At 53.1% G+C, this 16,237-nt stretch carries 15 protein-coding genes; all 15 read left to right on the forward strand.

Going from position 1 to position 16,237, the window contains the following annotated elements:
- The first annotated feature begins 32 nt into the window (after positions 1-32).
- Positions 33-476: an FMN-binding protein MioC gene (gene mioC / locus HVX72_RS21940; RefSeq protein ID WP_042287345.1), complete on the forward strand. Its 444-nt coding sequence runs from the start codon at positions 33-35 to the stop codon at positions 474-476.
- A gap of 378 nt (positions 477-854) precedes the next feature.
- Entirely contained in the window at positions 855-2,744 is a 1,890-nt protein-coding gene (gene mnmG, locus HVX72_RS21945; RefSeq protein ID WP_181822280.1) for a tRNA uridine-5-carboxymethylaminomethyl(34) synthesis enzyme MnmG, read from the forward strand.
- Between the two features lie 106 nt (positions 2,745-2,850).
- Positions 2,851-3,474: a 16S rRNA (guanine(527)-N(7))-methyltransferase RsmG gene (rsmG, locus tag HVX72_RS21950; protein WP_181822281.1), complete on the forward strand. Its 624-nt coding sequence runs from the start codon at positions 2,851-2,853 to the stop codon at positions 3,472-3,474.
- A 616-nt stretch (positions 3,475-4,090) separates the two neighbouring features.
- Positions 4,091-4,471, forward strand: coding sequence for a F0F1 ATP synthase subunit I (atpI, locus tag HVX72_RS21955; protein ID WP_042287337.1), 381 nt, complete (start codon positions 4,091-4,093; stop codon positions 4,469-4,471).
- A gap of 8 nt (positions 4,472-4,479) precedes the next feature.
- Positions 4,480-5,295, forward strand: coding sequence for a F0F1 ATP synthase subunit A (atpB, locus tag HVX72_RS21960; protein ID WP_042287334.1), 816 nt, complete (start codon positions 4,480-4,482; stop codon positions 5,293-5,295).
- Positions 5,296-5,341: 46 nt separating this feature from the next.
- The gene (gene atpE, locus HVX72_RS21965) at positions 5,342-5,581 is read left to right on the forward strand and encodes a F0F1 ATP synthase subunit C (RefSeq protein ID WP_000429386.1); all 240 of its coding nucleotides are present in this window, start codon (positions 5,342-5,344) and stop codon (positions 5,579-5,581) included.
- 59 nt (positions 5,582-5,640) lie between these two features.
- Positions 5,641-6,111 carry a F0F1 ATP synthase subunit B gene (atpF, locus tag HVX72_RS21970; RefSeq protein ID WP_003023796.1) on the forward strand — a complete coding sequence of 157 codons (471 nt, stop codon included), beginning with the start codon at positions 5,641-5,643 and terminating at the stop codon, positions 6,109-6,111.
- 14 nt (positions 6,112-6,125) lie between these two features.
- Complete coding sequence (gene atpH, locus HVX72_RS21975; protein ID WP_060569954.1) at positions 6,126-6,659, forward strand: F0F1 ATP synthase subunit delta; 534 nt, start codon at positions 6,126-6,128, stop codon at positions 6,657-6,659.
- A gap of 12 nt (positions 6,660-6,671) precedes the next feature.
- The gene (gene atpA / locus HVX72_RS21980; protein WP_042287327.1) at positions 6,672-8,213 is read left to right on the forward strand and encodes a F0F1 ATP synthase subunit alpha; all 1,542 of its coding nucleotides are present in this window, start codon (positions 6,672-6,674) and stop codon (positions 8,211-8,213) included.
- 50 nt (positions 8,214-8,263) lie between these two features.
- Positions 8,264-9,127 carry a F0F1 ATP synthase subunit gamma gene (gene atpG, locus HVX72_RS21985; protein WP_042287324.1) on the forward strand — a complete coding sequence of 288 codons (864 nt, stop codon included), beginning with the start codon at positions 8,264-8,266 and terminating at the stop codon, positions 9,125-9,127.
- Positions 9,128-9,153: 26 nt separating this feature from the next.
- Complete coding sequence (gene atpD / locus HVX72_RS21990; protein ID WP_042287321.1) at positions 9,154-10,536, forward strand: F0F1 ATP synthase subunit beta; 1,383 nt, start codon at positions 9,154-9,156, stop codon at positions 10,534-10,536.
- A gap of 20 nt (positions 10,537-10,556) precedes the next feature.
- Entirely contained in the window at positions 10,557-10,976 is a 420-nt protein-coding gene (locus HVX72_RS21995; RefSeq protein WP_001251971.1) for a F0F1 ATP synthase subunit epsilon, read from the forward strand.
- 311 nt (positions 10,977-11,287) lie between these two features.
- On the forward strand, positions 11,288-12,658 hold the full coding sequence (gene glmU, locus HVX72_RS22000; protein ID WP_181822282.1) for a bifunctional UDP-N-acetylglucosamine diphosphorylase/glucosamine-1-phosphate N-acetyltransferase GlmU: 1,371 nt from the start codon (positions 11,288-11,290) through the stop codon (positions 12,656-12,658).
- A gap of 318 nt (positions 12,659-12,976) precedes the next feature.
- Positions 12,977-14,806 carry a glutamine--fructose-6-phosphate transaminase (isomerizing) gene (glmS, locus tag HVX72_RS22005; protein WP_181822283.1) on the forward strand — a complete coding sequence of 610 codons (1,830 nt, stop codon included), beginning with the start codon at positions 12,977-12,979 and terminating at the stop codon, positions 14,804-14,806.
- Positions 14,807-15,123: 317 nt separating this feature from the next.
- Positions 15,124-16,164 carry a phosphate ABC transporter substrate-binding protein PstS gene (gene pstS / locus HVX72_RS22010; RefSeq protein ID WP_042287304.1) on the forward strand — a complete coding sequence of 347 codons (1,041 nt, stop codon included), beginning with the start codon at positions 15,124-15,126 and terminating at the stop codon, positions 16,162-16,164.
- Positions 16,165-16,237: the final 73 nt, after the last annotated feature.

Raw genomic sequence — 16,237 nt, forward strand, 5'->3', positions numbered from 1 at the left:
AATACCCGCCTCTTTAGATGAGCGAGCGATCCATGGCAGATATTACCCTTATCAGCGGCAGCACCCTTGGCGGTGCGGAATACGTAGCGGAACACCTGGCAGAAAAGCTGGAAGACGCCGGTTTTTCAACCGAAACCCTGCACGGCCCGCTGTTAGAGGATCTCTCGCTCTCCGGGATCTGGCTGATAATCAGTTCCACACATGGCGCAGGGGACATTCCGGACAACCTGGTGCCTTTCTATGACGATCTTCAGGCGCAGACCCCCGATCTCTCACAGGTTCGTTTTGGCGCAGTGGGCATCGGTAGCCGCGAATATGACACTTTCTGTGGCGCAATCGAAAAGATAGAAACAGAAATGAAGGGCGCAGGAGCAAAACAGCTTGGCGAAACGCTGAAGATCAACATTCTCGATCACGACATACCGGAAGATCCAGCGGAAGCCTGGCTGGGATCGTGGATTAATTTACTCAAATAAGTGTAAAGATCATGCGATCGAGTGTGGATAACTCTGTCAGGAAGCTTGGATCAACCGGTAGTTATCCAAAGAATAACCGTTGTTCAGTTTTTGAGTTGTGCATAACCCTTCATTCTGATCCCAGCTTATACGGACCAGGATCACCGATCATTCACAGCTAATGATCCTTACCAGGCCATTGATCTTACTGGCGGGATCCGGCTTATCCACAGCCTGGCGCGATCCTAATAAGAGATCACAATAGAACAGATCTCTAAATAAAAAGATCTTCTTTTTAATACCCAGGATCCCGGGACTTTCTCCATCGGCTAAAGTTGAGTAGAATCCACCGCCCGGGCTTCAATCCATTTTCATACCGCGTTATGCGAGGCAATTACCATGTTTTATCCGGATCCTTTTGACGTCATTATCATTGGCGGGGGTCATGCAGGCACTGAGGCCGCGATGGCCGCAGCGCGTATGGGTCAACAAACCCTGCTTTTGACACACAATATCGACACGCTGGGGCAGATGAGCTGCAACCCGGCGATTGGCGGTATTGGAAAGGGACACCTGGTAAAAGAAGTGGATGCGCTCGGGGGGTTGATGGCAAAAGCGATCGACCAGGCGGGTATTCAGTTTAGGATACTAAACGCCAGCAAAGGGCCCGCGGTTCGCGCCACGCGCGCCCAGGCGGATCGCGTGCTGTATCGGCAGGCGGTGCGAACGGCGCTGGAGAACCAACCGAACCTGATGATCTTCCAGCAAGCGGTTGAAGATCTGATTGTCGAAAACGATCGTGTGGTTGGCGCAGTAACCCAAATGGGGCTTAAATTCCGTGCGAAAGCGGTCGTTCTCACCGTCGGAACGTTCCTTGACGGCAAAATACATATTGGTCTGGATAACTACAGCGGTGGCCGTGCGGGCGATCCGCCGTCTATCCCCCTTTCCCGCCGCCTGCGGGAACTGCCGCTGCGCGTGAGCCGTCTCAAAACCGGCACACCGCCACGTATTGATGCGCGCACCATTGATTTCAGCGTGCTGGCGCAGCAGCATGGCGACAACCCGATGCCAGTCTTCTCGTTTATGGGCAATGCGGCGCAACATCCGCAGCAGGTGCCGTGCTACATCACCCACACCAACGAGAAAACCCATGATGTGATCCGTAATAACCTCGATCGTAGCCCAATGTACGCTGGCGTGATCGAAGGGATCGGCCCGCGTTACTGCCCGTCGATCGAAGACAAGGTTATGCGCTTCGCCGATCGTAATCAGCATCAGATCTTCCTCGAACCTGAAGGACTGACCTCCAACGAGATTTACCCGAACGGCATCTCCACCAGCCTGCCGTTTGATGTGCAGATGCAAATTGTTCGCTCAATGCAGGGCATGGAAAATGCCAAAATCGTCCGTCCGGGTTACGCCATTGAATATGACTTCTTCGATCCGCGTGACCTGAAACCGACGCTGGAAAGTAAATTCATCCAGGGGCTGTTTTTTGCGGGCCAAATCAACGGTACCACCGGCTACGAAGAAGCGGCTGCGCAAGGTTTGCTTGCAGGTCTTAACGCGGCTCGTATGTCTGCTGACAAAGAGGGCTGGGCGCCTGCGCGTTCTCAGGCCTACCTCGGCGTGCTGGTGGACGATCTGTGTACGCTGGGTACCAAAGAGCCGTACCGCATGTTTACTTCTCGTGCGGAATACCGCCTGATGCTGCGTGAAGACAACGCCGACCTGCGCCTGACCGAAATGGGCCGTGAGCTGGGGCTGGTGGATGATGAACGCTGGTCGCGTTTTAACGAGAAGCTGGAAAATATTGAGCGTGAACGCCAGCGCCTGAAATCCGCCTGGGTAACGCCGACAGCGGAAACCGCAGACGAAGTCAACGCTCACCTGACCGCGCCGCTCTCCCGTGAAGCCAGTGGTGAAGACCTGCTGCGCCGCCCGGAAATGACCTACCAACAGCTTACCGCGCTGACGCCGTTTGCGCCTGCGCTTGACGATGTTCAGGCCGCTGAGCAGGTTGAAATTCAGGTGAAATATGAAGGGTATATCGCCCGTCAGCAGGATGAGATCGAAAAACAACTGCGCAACGAGAACACGCTGCTGCCTGCGACGCTGGATTACCGTCAGGTCTCCGGGCTGTCGAACGAAGTGATCGCCAAGCTTAACGATCACAAACCGGTCTCTATCGGTCAGGCTTCGCGCATTTCTGGCGTGACGCCGGCGGCGATCTCCATCCTGTTGGTATGGCTGAAAAAACAGGGAATGCTGCGCCGCAGCGCATAACGTTTTGAAAAACGCCCGGTGGTGCTACGCTTACCGGGCCTACAAACCCGTAGGGCGGGTTAGCCAGGTGCCACCCGCCACGTAAGCATCTCAACAGGTAATCACCGTGCTCAATAAACTCTCTCGCCTGCTGGCTGACGCTGGCATTTCGCTTACCGATCACCAGAAAAATCAGCTGATTGCGTATGTCGATATGCTGCATAAATGGAACAAAGCCTACAACCTGACCTCTGTGCGCGATCCTAACGAGATGCTGGTCCGTCATATTCTCGACAGCATTGTGGTTGCGCCGCATTTGCAGGGCGAGCGTTTTATCGATGTGGGGACAGGCCCTGGGCTGCCGGGTATTCCGTTGTCCATCGTCCGTCCTGAATCACATTTCACCCTGCTCGACAGCCTGGGGAAGCGGGTCCGTTTCCTGCGCCAGGTACAGCATGAGCTTGCGCTCAAAAATATCTCCCCGGTCCAGAGCCGCGTTGAAGATTTCCCCGCTGAACCGCCGTTTGACGGGGTGATCAGTCGCGCGTTCGCCTCACTCAATGACATGGTGAGCTGGTGTCGCCATTTGCCTGGCGAGAATGGCCGTTTCTATGCGTTGAAGGGGCTCCTGCCAGAGGATGAAATCGCCGCGTTGCCTGCGCCGTTCCAGGTTGATTCCATTGTCAAACTGGCGGTGCCGCAGCTGGAAGGCGAGCGTCATCTGGTGGTGATTAAGCCAAATAAAATTTAATTTTTATCAAAAAAATTAAAGAAAAATGGCCCTGTTGCGTGTTAACAGGCGGCGTCATTTGGAGCGCGAAAACGGAGTATGCTTAACGCCATCTTCACTGACTGTTAGCACTTGGGTAACGTGGCTTTTTTTGGTAAAGACAAAATTAGTCAACATGGAAAATATCAGCCTGCTAAAAATCGAGGCTACCAATTAAAATGGCATGTTAAGTTTTTATTAAAAATGTCAATGGTAGGTTTTCGAGGTGTAAGCTGCCGTTTTTAAAACAGTGAGTAAATTTAGGCTTAAATATCAGAAAGTTGAAATGGCATCATTTGCCAAGTAAATATATGGCGTCGGGGCGAATATGCTCAATATGTGATCTGAAGCACGCTTTATCGCCAGTGTTTACGCGGCATTTGCAGTTTTGCTTGAACGTTCACAGTTTGGCAAAAAGTAATAAATGTGGCCTGTCGAAAAATATTTAAACATTTATTCACCTTTTAGCTACTTATTGTTTGAAATCACGAGGGCGCACCGTATAATTTGTCCGCTTTTTGATGCTTGACTCTAAGCCTTAAAGAACGTTTTATACGACACGCGGCATACCTCGTAGGGAGCAGGAGTTAAAAACGTGATGTCTGTGTCGCTCTTGAGTCGAAACGTTGCTCGTAAGCTTCTGTTCATTCAGTTTCTGGCGGTAGTGGCAAGTGGATTGCTGTTCAGCCTCAAAGACCCCTTCTGGGGCACTTCCGCATTTTGCGGAGGTATGGCAGTCTTTCTGCCTAACGTGTTGTTTATGATATTTGCCTGGCGTCACCAGGCGCATACACCTGCTAAGGGCCGAGTGGCCTGGACGTTCGCCTTCGGTGAAGCCTTCAAGGTGTTAGCGATGTTGATATTGCTGGTGGTGGCGCTGGCGGTTTTGAAGGCGGTTTTTTTGCCGCTGATCGTTACGTGGGTTTTGGTGCTGGTGGTTCAGATACTGGCGCCGGCTGTAATTAACAACAAAGGGTAAAAGGCATCATGGCTTCAGAAAATATGACGCCGCAGGATTACATAGGACACCACCTGAACAACCTTCAGCTGGACCTGCGTACATTCTCGCTGGTGGATCCGCATAACCCCCCAGCCACCTTCTGGACGCTCAATATTGACTCCATGTTTTTCTCGGTGGTGCTGGGTCTGTTGTTCCTGCTTATGTTCCGTAGCGTGGCCAAGAAGGCAACCAGCGGCGTACCAGGCAAGTTTCAGACCGCGATTGAGCTGGTGATCGGCTTTGTGCATGGTAGCGTGAAAGACATGTACCATGGCAAAAGCAAGCTGATTGCGCCGCTGGCCCTGACGATCTTCGTCTGGGTATTCCTGATGAACCTGATGGACTTACTGCCTATCGACCTGCTGCCGTACATCGCGGAGCACTGGCTCGGTCTGCCGGCACTGCGTGTGGTCCCGTCTGCTGACGTGAACATCACCCTGTCTATGGCGCTCGGCGTATTTATCCTCATTCTGTTCTACAGCATCAAAATGAAAGGCATCGGCGGCTTCACGAAAGAGTTGACGCTGCAGCCGTTCAATCACTGGGCGTTCATCCCTGTCAACTTAATCCTTGAAGGGGTAAGTCTGCTGTCCAAACCGGTTTCTCTCGGTCTGCGACTGTTCGGCAACATGTATGCCGGTGAGCTGATTTTCATTCTGATTGCTGGTCTGTTGCCGTGGTGGTCACAGTGGATCCTGAATGTGCCGTGGGCCATTTTCCACATCCTGATTATTACGCTGCAAGCCTTCATCTTCATGGTTCTGACGATCGTCTATCTGTCGATGGCGTCTGAAGAGCATTAATTTACCAACACTACTACGTTTTAACTGAAACAAACTGGAGACTGTCATGGAAAACCTGAATATGGATCTGCTGTACATGGCTGCCGCTGTGATGATGGGTCTGGCGGCAATCGGTGCTGCGATCGGTATCGGCATCCTCGGGGGTAAATTCCTGGAAGGCGCAGCGCGTCAACCTGATCTGATTCCTCTGCTGCGTACTCAGTTCTTTATCGTTATGGGTCTGGTGGATGCTATCCCGATGATCGCTGTAGGTCTGGGTCTGTACGTGATGTTCGCTGTCGCGTAGTAAGCGTTGCTTGAATTAAGAGCAATATCAGAACGTTAACTAGATAGAGGCATTGTGCTGTGAATCTTAACGCAACAATCCTCGGCCAGGCCATCGCGTTTGTCCTGTTCGTTCTGTTCTGCATGAAGTACGTATGGCCGCCGTTAATGGCTGCCATCGAGAAGCGTCAAAAAGAAATTGCTGACGGCCTTGCTTCTGCAGAACGAGCACATAAGGATCTTGACCTTGCAAAGGCCAGCGCGACCGACCAGCTGAAAAAAGCGAAGGCGGAAGCTCAGGTAATCATCGAGCAGGCGAACAAACGCCGCGCTCAGATCCTGGACGAAGCCAAAACGGAAGCAGAGCAGGAACGTACTAAAATCGTGGCCCAGGCGCAGGCGGAAATTGAAGCCGAGCGTAAACGTGCCCGTGAAGAGCTGCGTAAGCAAGTTGCTATCCTGGCTGTTGCTGGCGCCGAGAAGATCATCGAACGTTCCGTGGATGAAGCTGCTAACAGCGACATCGTGGATAAACTTGTCGCTGAACTGTAAGGAGGGAGGGGCTGATGTCTGAATTTGTTACGGTAGCTCGCCCCTACGCCAAAGCAGCTTTTGACTTTGCCGTCGAACACCAAAGTGTAGAGCGCTGGCAGGACATGCTGGCGTTTGCCGCCGAGGTAACGAAAAACGAACAAATGGCTGAGCTTCTCTCTGGCGCGCTGGCGCCGGAAACGCTCGCTGAGTCGTTTATCGCAGTATGCGGTGAGCAACTGGACGAAAACGGTCAGAACCTGATTCGGGTCATGGCTGAGAATAACCGTCTGAACGCGCTCCCGGATGTTCTTGAGCAGTTCATTCACCTGCGCGCCGCGAGTGAGTCTATCTCTGAGGTAGAAGTCACGTCCGCGACCGCACTGAGTGAAGAACAGCTTGCGAAGATTAGCGCTGCGATGGAAAAACGTCTGTCACGCAAAGTTAAGCTGAATTGCAAAATCGATAAGTCTGTAATGGCAGGCGTAATCATCCGCTCGGGTGATATGGTCATAGATGGCAGCGTACGCGGCCGTCTTGAGCGCCTTGCAGACGTCTTGCAGTCTTAAGGGGACTGGAGCATGCAACTGAATTCCACCGAAATCAGCGAACTGATCAAGCAGCGCATTGCTCAGTTCAATGTTGTGAGTGAAGCTCACAACGAAGGTACTATTGTTTCTGTAAGTGACGGTGTTATCCGTATTCACGGCCTGGCCGATTGTATGCAGGGTGAAATGATCTCCCTGCCGGGTAACCGTTACGCTATCGCATTGAACCTGGAGCGCGACTCCGTGGGTGCGGTGGTGATGGGTCCGTACGCTGACCTCGCTGAAGGCATGAAGGTGAAATGTACGGGTCGTATCCTGGAAGTTCCGGTAGGCCGTGGCCTGCTGGGCCGTGTGGTTAACACCCTGGGTGCGCCAATCGACGGTAAAGGTCCGGTTGAGCACGACGGCTTCTCTGCTGTTGAAGCTATCGCGCCGGGCGTTATCGAACGTCAGTCCGTCGATCAGCCGGTACAGACCGGTTATAAATCCGTTGACGCCATGATCCCAATCGGTCGTGGTCAGCGTGAATTGATCATCGGCGACCGTCAGACCGGTAAAACCGCGCTGGCAATCGACGCCATCATCAACCAGCGTGATTCCGGCATCAAGTGTGTTTACGTCGCTATCGGCCAGAAAGCCTCCACCATCTCTAACGTGGTGCGCAAACTGGAAGAACACGGCGCGCTGTCCAACACCATCGTGGTGGTCGCGACCGCGTCTGAATCTGCCGCACTGCAATACCTGGCGCCGTATGCCGGTTGCGCAATGGGCGAATACTTCCGTGACCGCGGCGAAGATGCGCTGATCATCTATGATGACCTGTCCAAACAGGCTGTTGCTTATCGTCAGATCTCCCTGCTGCTCCGTCGTCCGCCTGGACGTGAAGCATTCCCGGGCGACGTATTCTACCTCCACTCCCGTCTGCTGGAACGTGCTGCGCGTGTTAACGCCGAATACGTTGAAGCCTTCACCAAAGGTGAAGTGAAAGGGAAAACCGGTTCTCTGACCGCGCTGCCGATTATCGAAACGCAGGCAGGTGACGTTTCCGCGTTCGTTCCGACCAACGTAATCTCCATTACCGATGGTCAGATCTTCCTGGAAACCAACCTGTTTAACGCCGGTATTCGTCCTGCGGTTAACCCCGGTATCTCCGTATCCCGTGTAGGTGGCGCAGCGCAGACCAAGATCATGAAGAAACTGTCCGGTGGTATCCGTACCGCGCTGGCGCAGTATCGTGAACTGGCAGCATTCTCCCAGTTCGCCTCTGACCTTGACGATGCAACCCGTAAACAGCTTGACCACGGTCAGAAAGTGACCGAACTGCTGAAACAGAAACAGTATGCGCCGATGTCCGTTGCGCAGCAGTCTCTGGTTCTGTTCGCGGCAGAACGTGGTTATCTGGCGGATGTAGAACTGGCGAAAATCGGTAGCTTCGAAGCCGCTCTGCTGGCTTACGTCGACCGTGATCACGCTCCGTTGATGCAAGAGATCAACCAGTCCGGTGGCTATAACGACGAAATCGAAGGCAAGCTGAAAGGCATCCTCGATTCCTTCAAAGCAACCCAATCCTGGTAACGTCTGGTGGCCTGCCTTAAGGCGGGCCGCAAGGCATTGAGGAGAAGCTCATGGCCGGCGCAAAAGAGATACGTAGTAAGATCGCAAGCGTCCAGAACACGCAAAAGATCACTAAAGCGATGGAAATGGTCGCCGCTTCCAAAATGCGTAAATCGCAGGATCGCATGGCGGCCAGCCGTCCTTATGCAGATACCATGCGCAAAGTGATTGGTCACCTTGCGAACGGTAATCTGGAATATAAGCACCCCTATCTGGAAGAACGCGACGTTAAGCGCGTGGGCTACCTGGTGGTGTCGACCGACCGTGGTCTGTGCGGCGGCTTGAACATTAACCTGTTCAAAAAACTGCTGGCGGATATGAAAGCATGGTCCGATAAAGGCGTTCAGTGCGACCTCGCAATGATCGGCTCAAAAGGCGTGTCTTTCTTTAACTCCGTTGGCGGCAACGTTGTCGCCCAGGTAACGGGCATGGGGGATAACCCTTCCCTGTCCGAACTGATCGGCCCGGTTAAAGTGATGTTGCAGGCCTACGACGAAGGCCGTCTGGACAAGCTGTACATTGTCAGCAACAAATTTATTAACACCATGTCTCAGGTTCCAACCATCACTCAGATGCTGCCGTTACCGGCTTCAGAAGATGATGAACTGAAACGTAAAGCCTGGGATTACCTGTACGAACCAGACCCGAAAGCGCTGCTGGATACCCTCCTGCGTCGTTATGTGGAATCTCAGGTTTATCAGGGCGTGGTAGAAAACCTGGCCAGCGAGCAGGCCGCCCGTATGGTGGCGATGAAAGCCGCGACCGACAATGGCGGCAGCCTGATTAAAGAGCTGCAGTTGGTATACAACAAAGCTCGTCAGGCCAGCATTACTCAGGAACTCACCGAGATCGTCTCGGGGGCCGCCGCGGTTTAACCAGGTTATTTCGTAGAGGATTCAAGATGGCTACTGGAAAAATTGTCCAGGTAATCGGCGCCGTAGTTGACGTCGAGTTCCCTCAGGATGCCGTACCGCGCGTGTACGACGCCCTTGAGGTACAGAATGGTAATGAGCGTCTGGTGCTGGAAGTTCAGCAGCAGCTCGGTGGCGGTATTGTACGTACCATCGCCATGGGTTCTTCCGACGGTCTGCGTCGTGGTCTGGAAGTAAAAGACCTTGAGCACCCGATCGAAGTCCCGGTAGGTAAAGCAACGCTGGGTCGTATCATGAACGTACTGGGCGAACCAGTAGACATGAAAGGCGATATCGGTGAAGAAGAGCGTTGGGCTATCCACCGTGCCGCGCCGTCCTATGAAGAGTTGTCTAACTCTCAGGAACTGCTGGAAACCGGCATCAAAGTTATCGACCTGATGTGTCCGTTCGCGAAGGGCGGTAAAGTCGGTCTGTTCGGTGGTGCGGGCGTAGGTAAAACCGTAAACATGATGGAGCTGATCCGTAACATCGCGATCGAGCACTCCGGTTACTCTGTGTTTGCGGGCGTGGGTGAACGTACTCGTGAGGGTAACGACTTCTACCACGAAATGACCGACTCCAACGTTATTGACAAAGTATCCCTGGTGTACGGCCAGATGAACGAGCCGCCGGGAAACCGTCTGCGCGTCGCACTGACCGGTCTGACCATGGCTGAGAAGTTCCGTGACGAAGGTCGTGACGTTCTGCTGTTCGTCGATAACATCTATCGTTACACCCTGGCCGGTACGGAAGTATCCGCACTGCTGGGTCGTATGCCTTCAGCGGTAGGTTATCAGCCGACTCTGGCGGAAGAGATGGGTGTTCTGCAGGAACGTATCACCTCAACCAAAACCGGTTCTATCACCTCCGTTCAGGCGGTATACGTACCGGCGGATGACTTGACTGACCCATCACCAGCCACCACCTTTGCGCACTTAGATGCAACCGTGGTACTGAGCCGTCAGATCGCGTCTCTGGGTATCTACCCGGCCGTTGACCCGCTGGACTCCACCAGCCGTCAGCTGGACCCGCTGGTGGTTGGTCAGGAGCACTACGACACCGCGCGCGGCGTCCAGTCTATCCTGCAACGTTACCAGGAACTGAAAGACATCATCGCCATCCTGGGTATGGATGAACTGTCTGAAGAAGACAAACTGGTGGTAGCTCGCGCACGTAAGATCCAGCGCTTCCTGTCCCAGCCGTTCTTCGTGGCGGAAGTATTCACCGGTTCTCCGGGTAAATACGTTTCTCTGAAAGACACCATCCGTGGCTTTAAAGGCATCATGGAAGGCGAATACGATCACCTGCCGGAGCAGGCGTTCTACATGGTCGGTTCCATCGACGAAGCCGTGGAAAAAGCCAAAAAACTTTAACGCCTTAATCGGAGGGTGATATGGCAATGACTTACCACCTGGACGTCGTCAGCGCAGAGCAACAAATGTTCTCTGGTCTGGTCGAGAAAATCCAGGTAACGGGTAGTGAAGGTGAACTGGGTATTTACCCGGGTCACGCCCCGCTGCTCACCGCCATTAAGCCTGGTATGATTCGCATCGTTAAACAGCACGGTCATGAAGAGTTTATCTATCTGTCCGGCGGCATTCTTGAAGTGCAACCGGGTAGCGTGACCGTTCTGGCTGATACCGCGATTCGCGGCCAGGATCTCGACGAAGCGCGAGCTCTGGAAGCGAAGCGTAAGGCTGAGGAGCACATTAAGAGCTCTCATGGTGACGTGGATTACGCTCAGGCGTCTGCGGAACTGGCCAAAGCGATCGCTAAACTGCGCGTTATCGAGTTGACCAAAAAAGCGATGTAACACCGGCTTGAAAGCATAAAAACCAGTCTCTTTGCAGGCTGGTTTTTTTTTGCCTGGGAAACAGGCGTCAGGCGCGATCTTTCTTTATGTCTCAAAAAAATAGCAAAAACATCGTGCTAACGCTTTAATCAAGGTTCGACGCGACTTTTCACAAGACAAAAACCGCGTCAATGGTCGAAAATGTCGCTCTCGCCGTCGGAGAAAGTCCGATAATGAGCGTTTTATCTTCTTCCCATTTCACGCTGAAAAAAATGTAGTATTTTCAAAGTGAAACGGTATAAATTCGTTCTCAAATTACAGTCAGGACGCGTATGTTGAACAAAGCTATGAGCGTAGTGATCCTTGCCGCAGGCAAAGGCACACGTATGTATTCCGATCTTCCTAAAGTGCTGCATACCCTTGCCGGTAAAGCGATGGTCCAGCATGTCATTGATGCGGCGAATGAATTAGGCGCTTCTCAGGTTCACCTGGTCTATGGACACGGTGGCGATCTGCTTAAAAAGACGCTGAAAAATGACAATCTTAACTGGGTACTCCAGGCTGAACAGCTGGGAACCGGCCATGCGATGCAACAGGCCGCGCCCTTCTTTAGTGATGACGAAGACATTTTAATGCTCTACGGCGACGTGCCGCTGATCTCCGTTGAAACGCTGACCCGACTGCGCGACGCCAAACCGCAGGGCGGCATTGGCCTGCTCACGGTTAAACTGGATGACCCAAGCGGTTACGGGCGCATTACGCGTGAGAACGGTCAGGTTACCGGCATTGTTGAACATAAAGACGCCACCGATGAACAGCGTCAGATCCAGGAAATCAATACCGGTATCCTGATTGCTAACGGCGCGGACATGAAGCGCTGGCTGGCGAAACTGAACAATAACAATGCGCAGGGTGAGTACTACATCACCGATATTATTGCGATGGCGTACCAGGAAGGGCGTGAAATCGCCGCCGTGCACCCGGCTCGCATCAGTGAAACCGACGGTGTGAACAACCGTCTGCAGCTTTCCCGACTTGAGCGTATTTACCAGTCCGAGCAGGCGGAAAAGCTGCTGCTGGCAGGCGTGATGTTACGTGACCCGGCGCGTTTCGATCTGCGCGGCGCCCTTAATCATGGGCGCGATGTTGAAATTGATACTAACGTTATCATCGAAGGGAATGTGACGTTAGGTCATCGCGTGAAGATTGGCGCGGGCTGTGTGATTAAAAACAGCGTTATTGGCGATGACTGCGAAATCAGTCCCTACAGCGTGGTGGAAGATGCGCATCTGGAAGCGGCCTGCACCATTGGCCCCTTCGCACGTCTGCGTCCAGGAGCGGAGCTGCTGGAAGGCGCGCATGTGGGTAACTTTGTTGAAATGAAAAAAGCGCGTCTGGGCAAAGGCTCTAAAGCGGGTCATTTGACCTATCTGGGCGATGCGGAAATTGGCGACAATGTGAATATCGGCGCGGGGACGATTACCTGCAACTACGATGGCGCGAACAAATTTAAAACTATCATTGGCGACGATGTCTTTGTCGGTTCTGACACGCAGCTGGTGGCGCCGGTGAGCGTAGGCAAAGGAGCGACCATCGCCGCAGGAACGACCGTGACGCGTGATATCGCGGATAACGAGCTGGTGCTGAGCCGCGTGCCGCAGGTTCATAAGCAAGGCTGGCAGCGTCCGGTGAAGAAAAAGTGATTTTGTCGGCCAGATAAGCGTTAGCGATATCCGGCAGACACGGGATGAGGCGATAAAAATATATCGCCCGCCAACATGCAGTACCCATAAAAATAACCCCACTCTCTACAAGGCTCGGGGCGCCCGGAAAGACGGGTTTTATCTTAAGGATTTCGCATTGTGGCAAAGCGGCAAGCGAATGAGTCAATGGGAGCTTATCTGAGTAAGTGACCATGGCGAAAGCGTGCGGCCAGCACAGCCACGGCGTGAAAGACGAAGGATAAATACAGGTCGAAAGACAACGAGAGGCATAATGCCTGGATTCGGAATCAAAAAAATATGTGTGGAATTGTTGGCGCAATCGCGCAGCGTGATGTAGCTGAAATCCTTCTCGAAGGTTTACGTCGTCTGGAATACCGTGGTTATGATTCTGCGGGTCTGGCGGTAGTGGATGCGGAAGGTCATATGACCCGTCTGCGTCGTCTGGGTAAAGTGCAAATGCTGGCGCAGGCTGCGGAAGAACACCCGCTGCATGGCGGTACCGGCATCGCTCACACCCGTTGGGCAACGCACGGCGAACCTTCAGAAGCAAACGCGCATCCGCATGTTTCTGAACACATTGTGGTGGTGCATAACGGCATCATTGAAAACCATGAACCGCTGCGCGAAACGCTGAAAGCGCGCGGCTACACCTTCGTTTCTGAAACCGACACCGAAGTGATTGCTCACTTAGTGCACTGGGAGCTGGAACAGGGCGGTACGCTGCGGGAAGCGGTCCTGCGGGCGATCCCGCAACTGCGCGGCGCATACGGCACAGTAATCATGGATACCCGCCAGCCGGATACGCTGCTGGCGGCACGCTCGGGTAGCCCGCTGGTGATCGGACTGGGAATGGGCGAAAACTTCATCGCCTCTGATCAGCTGGCGCTGCTGCCCGTGACTCGCCGCTTTATCTTCCTTGAAGAAGGCGATATCGCGGAAGTGACGCGTCGTAGCGTCGCTATTTTTGATAAAACCGGTGCGGATGTGCAGCGCCAGGATATCGAATCCAGTCTGCAATATGACGCGGGTGATAAAGGTATCTACCGCCATTACATGCAGAAAGAGATCTACGAACAGCCGAATGCGATCAAGAACACCCTTACCGGACGTATCAGTCACGGTGAAGTGGATCTGAGCGAGCTGGGACCGAAAGCCAACGAACTGCTGGCGCAGGTTGAGCACATTCAGATCATCGCCTGCGGCACATCTTACAACTCCGGGATGGTTTCTCGTTACTGGTTTGAATCGCTGGCAGGCATTCCTTGCGATGTCGAAATTGCCTCAGAGTTCCGCTATCGCAAATCCGCCGTACGTCGCAACAGCCTGATGATCACCCTGTCGCAGTCGGGCGAAACGGCGGACACGCTGGCTGGCCTGCGCCTGTCGAAAGAGCTGGGCTATCTGGGCTCGCTCGCTATCTGTAACGTGCCGGGGTCATCGCTGGTACGTGAATCGGATCTGGCGATGATGACCAATGCCGGTACTGAAATTGGCGTGGCGTCGACCAAAGCGTTTACCACGCAGTTGACCGTTCTGCTGATGCTGGTGGCGAAACTGGCGCGTCTGAAGGGACTGGATGCCGCTATTGAGCATAACATCGTGCACGGCCTGCAGGCGCTGCCGAGCCGCATTGAGCAGATGTTGTCGCAGGACAAACGCATTGAAGCGCTGGCAGAAGACTTCTCTGACAAGCATCACGCGTTATTCCTGGGGCGCGGCGATCAGTATCCGATTGCGCTGGAAGGCGCGCTGAAGCTGAAAGAGATCTCTTATATCCATGCGGAAGCGTACGCGGCAGGCGAACTGAAGCACGGTCCGCTGGCGCTGATTGACGCGGACATGCCGGTTATTGTGGTGGCTCCGAACAACGAACTGCTGGAAAAACTGAAATCCAACATCGAAGAAGTCCGGGCGCGTGGCGGCCAATTGTATGTTTTCGCCGATCAGGATGCGGGCTTTGTCAGCAGCGACAACATGCACATTATCGAGATGCCGCATGTCGAAGAGGTGATCGCCCCTATCTTCTACACCGTTCCGCTGCAACTGCTGGCATATCACGTGGCGCTGATTAAAGGCACCGACGTGGACCAGCCGCGTAACCTGGCAAAATCGGTTACCGTAGAGTAAAACCAGAAGGCCTCGCGAAAGCGGGGCTTTTTTTCTTCATTGTTCTGTTTTTCATCAATTCTCCTGCCGTTTAACTGTGACAAATCGTCATCTTCAGCTATTTTTTTCAGTGTCACAGAAAGAAATTTTTTCTGAAAACAGACTGTCATGTTAATGGCTAACTTACTGAAATATATTGGTTAAATTAACTGGCTTTATGTGAAATTTTCATTGTCATAAAACTGTCATATTTCGTACATTTAACTGTCACCTGTTTGTCCTATTTTGCTCATCGTAGCCACTTAACAATGATTTACGAAAATCTTGCAGGAGACATTATGAAAGTTATGCGTACCACTGTCGCAACTGTTGTCGCCGCGACCTTATCCATGAGCGCTTTCTCTGTATTCGCAGCAGCAAGCCTGACAGGCGCAGGTGCAACTTTTCCTGCGCCGGTGTATGCCAAATGGGCCGATACTTATCAGAAAGAGACCGGTAGTAAGGTTAACTACCAGGGTATCGGCTCCTCCGGTGGTGTTAAACAAATCACAGCAAATACCGTTGATTTCGGTGCTTCTGATGCGCCGTTGTCTGACGAAAAACTGAACCAGGAAGGTCTGTTCCAGTTCCCGACCGTGATCGGCGGCGTGGTGCTGGCGGTAAACATTCCGGGTCTGAAATCGGGTGAACTGGTACTGGATGGTAAAACCCTGGGCGATATCTACCTGGGTAAAATCAAGAAGTGGGATGACGAAGCCATCACCAAACTGAACCCGGGTCTGAAACTGCCTTCGCAGAATATCGCCGTGGTTCGTCGTGCTGACGGTTCCGGTACTTCCTTCGTCTTTACCAGCTACCTGGCGAAAGTGAACGAAGAGTGGAAAACCAAAGTGGGTTCTGGCTCTACCGTGAACTGGCCGACCGGTCTGGGCGGTAAAGGTAACGACGGTATCGCCGCATTTGTACAGCGTCTGCCGGGCTCTATTGGTTACGTTGAGTACGCTTACGCGAAGCAAAACAACCTGGCATACACCAAGCTGATTTCTGCCGATGGCAAACCGGTTAGCCCGACGGAAGAGAGCTTCTCCAACGCGGCCAAAGGCGCAGACTGGAGCAAATCTTTCGCTCAGGATCTGACGAACCAGAAAGGTGACGATGCGTGGCCAATCACGTCCACCACCTTCATCCTGGTCCATAAAGAGCAGAAGAAACCTGAGCAGGGCGCAGAAGTGTTGAAGTTCTTCGACTGGGCTTACAAAAATGGCGGCAAACAGGCGAACGACCTGGACTACGCCAGCCTGCCAGACAGCGTGGTTGAGCAGATTCGTGCTGCATGGAAGACCAACGTGAAGGACAGCAGCGGTAAAGCGCTGTACTAAATACCCGCATATTGTGAGCCGCAGCGGTATTGGCTGCAGCTCGAATTATTTAGGGTATGGCATTACGTTAGCC

Origin of the sequence: Citrobacter sp. RHB21-C05 (assembly GCF_013889015.1) — a bacterium.
Lineage (GTDB): Bacteria > Pseudomonadota > Gammaproteobacteria > Enterobacterales > Enterobacteriaceae > Citrobacter_A > Citrobacter_A sedlakii.

Bases quoted from the DNA above. Each gene is read 5' to 3' on its own strand.
- mnmG (WP_181822280.1), top strand. From the start codon at position 855: ATGTTTTATCCGGATCCTTTTGACGTCATTATCATTGGCGGGGGTCAT.
- pstS (WP_042287304.1), top strand. From the start codon at position 15,124: ATGAAAGTTATGCGTACCACTGTCGCAACTGTTGTCGCCGCGACCTTA.
- atpI (WP_042287337.1), top strand. From the start codon at position 4,091: ATGTCTGTGTCGCTCTTGAGTCGAAACGTTGCTCGTAAGCTTCTGTTC.
- atpA (WP_042287327.1), top strand. From the start codon at position 6,672: ATGCAACTGAATTCCACCGAAATCAGCGAACTGATCAAGCAGCGCATT.
- atpH (WP_060569954.1), top strand. From the start codon at position 6,126: ATGTCTGAATTTGTTACGGTAGCTCGCCCCTACGCCAAAGCAGCTTTT.
- atpE (WP_000429386.1), top strand. From the start codon at position 5,342: ATGGAAAACCTGAATATGGATCTGCTGTACATGGCTGCCGCTGTGATG.
- atpG (WP_042287324.1), top strand. From the start codon at position 8,264: ATGGCCGGCGCAAAAGAGATACGTAGTAAGATCGCAAGCGTCCAGAAC.
- glmS (WP_181822283.1), top strand. From the start codon at position 12,977: ATGTGTGGAATTGTTGGCGCAATCGCGCAGCGTGATGTAGCTGAAATC.
- mioC (WP_042287345.1), top strand. From the start codon at position 33: ATGGCAGATATTACCCTTATCAGCGGCAGCACCCTTGGCGGTGCGGAA.
- glmU (WP_181822282.1), top strand. From the start codon at position 11,288: ATGTTGAACAAAGCTATGAGCGTAGTGATCCTTGCCGCAGGCAAAGGC.
- atpB (WP_042287334.1), top strand. From the start codon at position 4,480: ATGGCTTCAGAAAATATGACGCCGCAGGATTACATAGGACACCACCTG.
- HVX72_RS21995 (WP_001251971.1), top strand. From the start codon at position 10,557: ATGGCAATGACTTACCACCTGGACGTCGTCAGCGCAGAGCAACAAATG.
- atpD (WP_042287321.1), top strand. From the start codon at position 9,154: ATGGCTACTGGAAAAATTGTCCAGGTAATCGGCGCCGTAGTTGACGTC.